This is a genomic window from Lactobacillus sp. N54.MGS-719 (assembly GCF_000980505.1).
GTDB lineage: Bacteria > Bacillota > Bacilli > Lactobacillales > Lactobacillaceae > Lactobacillus > Lactobacillus amylovorus.
In genome coordinates, this window is the sequence record NZ_LARO01000074.1 from 1 (window position 1) to 3,198 (window position 3,198).

Consider the following 3,198-nt stretch of genomic DNA (forward strand, 5'->3'; position numbering starts at 1 on the left):
TGAACAAAGCGTAGACTTCGACGTTGATCCATCAAGCGCCTTTGATGGGAAGTACGTAATTATCCGTAAGGGTAAGAGAAAGTACACTTTGGTAACTATCAAATAATTAAAGATATATTTTTAAAGCAAAATATAGTATCGAAAATAGAGGGTTAAACCTTCTATTTTTTTGTCTTTTTTAGTGCTATACGATATTTAAAAAATATTTTTTATGCTGAAATTGGTCTAATTTTGCCTAAAAAGTGGAATAATTTACTTAAAATCTGCCTGTTATTTTATTTATTTCTAAAAGCTTTCATGAAAGTTATTTCAAGTTTGGTAATTGGTTTAAGTCTTGTCGGTGTCGGCAGTGGTGTTGCACAAGCTACTTCATTCACTGCTCCTAAGTTAGGAACTGCAGAAGTTGTTCCAACTGACCCTTCAATTAAGAAAGGCGACAAGGTCTTCGTAGTTGTAAAAGATACTAAGAATCAAAAAGTTGCTGTTTACAACCAAAACGCTAAGAAGACCGGTGCTAAGGTTACCATGGGTTCAACTTACACCGCTAAGGCAGTTAAGAAGGTTGACAGCAAGAAGATTGTTAAGATCAACAAGAGTCAATGGTTGAACAGCAAGGACGTTGTTAAGAACTAAATTTAACTCAATCTAACTACTTTACAATTTAATAATCTCAAACTATTTCTTATTTTCAAACTCTTGGATTAGGAAAATGAAAAAAAGAGACAAAGACATTCGAAATGATTGTCTTTGTCTTTTTTGTTACAATAGAGACGCCGCTTTAGCTCAATAGGTAGAGCACCGCCGTGGTAAGGAGGAGGTTCCCAGTTCAAACCTGGGAAGCGGCTTTTTTTCGTGGGCAAAATAATGCTAAAATGATGACAATGTAGTGATTGATTTTAACGAGAAAGGATCTCATATGAAACACGAGCTGACAATGGCAGAAATTGCCAAATTCCAAAAAGATTATGAAGCGCAGCCACAAAACCGCGTGGCTGAACTTGCTGTTGTTAATAACGGTGTGCAAAAGGCTAGTTTTAACAACGAAGGCGTAAGAAAATTAAATCGCACTTTTTCAATTGAAATTCCAACTGACAACGTCACTGATCAAAAGCAATCAGGTCGTTGCTGGTTGTTTGCGGCACTCAATACTTTGCGTCATGGCTTTGCTAAAAAGTACAATGCGAAGAATTTTACCTTCTCTCAAAATTACCTCTTTTTTTGGGACAGAGTAGAACGTGCAAATATTTTCTTCGATAATATTTTAAATACTGCTGATCGTCCACTTGATGACAGAACAGTGCACACTTACATGCAAGGTCCCGACACCGATGGTGGTCAATGGGCCATGGCCGTTTCCTTAATTAGAAAATACGGCTTAGTACCAACCTATGCTCAAGACGAAAGCTTTTCTGCCAACAACACCGCCATGTTTAACCGTACTTTGAACATGAAGCTACGTGAAGATGGTTTGGTTTTGCGTAAATTTTATCAAGAAAAGAAATTCGATGAAATTGAAACTAAGCGTCAAGAATTCTTGAGCGAAGTTTACCGCATGGCTGTGATCGCCTTCGGTGAACCTGTCCAAAAGTTTGACCTTGAATTCAAGGATGACGATGGCAAATATCACTTTGATGGTGATTTGACTCCACTTGATTTCTTCCACAATTACTTCACTGATGATCTCGATGACTACGTTGTTTTGTTCAACGCTCCAGATCATGAATTCGACAAGCTTTACGCACTGCCATTTGAAGACAACGTCGAAGGTGGCACTCCTGTTCAATTCTTGAACACCGAAATCGATAACTTGAAGGAAGCTGCAATTAAGCAACTTGAAGCCGGTGAAACTATTTGGTTCGGTTGTGATGTTGGTAAAGACAGCGACCGTCAAAAGGGTATTTTATCTAAAGGCCTTTACCAAACTGATGCCATTTTCAACATTGAAACTAAGTTGAATAAAAAAGAGCGCCTGCAAACTGGGGCATCTGGTTCAACTCACGCTATGACTTTGGTTGGTGTCGATGTTGTTGACGGCAAGCCTCGTCAATGGAAGATCGAAAACTCATGGGGCACAAAAGTCGGCGAAAAAGGCTACTTCGTGATGGACGATGATTGGTTCAACGAATACCTCTTCAAGGTGGTCGTAAAGAAGCAATACGTACCAGAAAAATTGGTTAAGATCTGGGAAGGCGAAGCTACCCCAGTAGAAGCATGGGACTCAATGGCATAATGGACATCGATCAAGTCATTCAATTTACCAAGGATCATTTAAAAGACGAAAAAACCGGCCATGATTTTTATCACGGTCAACGTGTAGCTAACTTGGCTAGCAAGATGTATCTGGAAGATCATCCTGATGCTCATGAGGATAGCCGGGTAGTGGCCATTATTAAAACTGGCGGCTACTTGCACGACACGATTGATGAAAAGATTTGTGCCGATCCAGAAAAGGTCGTTGCCGAGATTAAAGAATTATTGCCTAAAGTGGGCTTTAATGATTTGGAAATCTGGGACATCTTGTTTACGATCCAGCACATGTCCTTTTCTGCCAATATTGAACATCACTATAATTTGCCTCTGTCAGGCAAGTATGTTCAAGATGCGGACCGCTTGGAAAGTCTCGGTGCCATCGGCATTGCTCGTGCTTTTACCTATGGTGGTAAGCATGGTAACAAAATCTATGATCCTGAGATTAAGCCAGTCAAGTTAGTGAGTCATGACCAATATCGTGGTCATGTCGAGACAACGATTAACCACTTTTATGAGAAACTTTTTCATTTAACCGATTTAATGAACACCTCAGCCGCTAAAAAAGAGGCTGAAAGACGGACCGATTACATGCGTAATTTCGTTCAAGAGTTCATGGATGAGTGGAATGTCTGAAAAAAGTTTAATAATTAATAAGCCTTGATGCTGTAGCATTGAGGCTTATTTCTTTACTTAAATATTTACTAAAGATTAAAAAAAAACTTGCAAATTAAAAATCGATAATATATACTTATAAACAACTTAAGGAATTTTATTAATTTTCTCATAAACGAGAGGGGCAATAATATGAAGTTTACAAAATTATTTACTGCAGGGGCAACAGTTCTTATCGCTGGTGCCACACTAGCAGCGTGTGGTAGCAACAGTAACAGCAGTTCATCAGGCAACTCTTCTGCAAAGAAGAGCATCAACTGGATGGATTCAGCCGAA

At 38.9% G+C, this 3,198-nt stretch carries 3 protein-coding genes and 1 tRNA gene; all 4 read left to right on the plus strand.

The window, feature by feature from the left end; translation table 11 throughout:
* The first annotated feature begins 297 nt into the window (after positions 1-297).
* The 4 genes from WS44_RS08790 (at position 298) to WS44_RS08805 (ending at position 2,883) form a co-directional block, all read left to right on the plus strand.
* Positions 298-633 (plus strand): hypothetical protein, encoded by a 336-nt coding sequence (locus WS44_RS08790; protein ID WP_013641422.1) that lies wholly within the window; start codon positions 298-300, stop codon positions 631-633.
* Between the two features lie 139 nt (positions 634-772).
* Positions 773-845 (plus strand) — tRNA-Thr (locus WS44_RS08795).
* Positions 846-916: 71 nt separating this feature from the next.
* Complete coding sequence (locus WS44_RS08800) at positions 917-2,230, plus strand: C1 family peptidase (protein WP_013641423.1); 1,314 nt, start codon at positions 917-919, stop codon at positions 2,228-2,230.
* Complete coding sequence (locus tag WS44_RS08805; protein WP_013641424.1) at positions 2,230-2,883, plus strand: HD domain-containing protein; 654 nt, start codon at positions 2,230-2,232, stop codon at positions 2,881-2,883. The genes WS44_RS08800 and WS44_RS08805 overlap by 1 nt, the downstream gene beginning before the upstream one ends.
* The last annotated feature ends 315 nt before the right edge of the window (positions 2,884-3,198 follow it).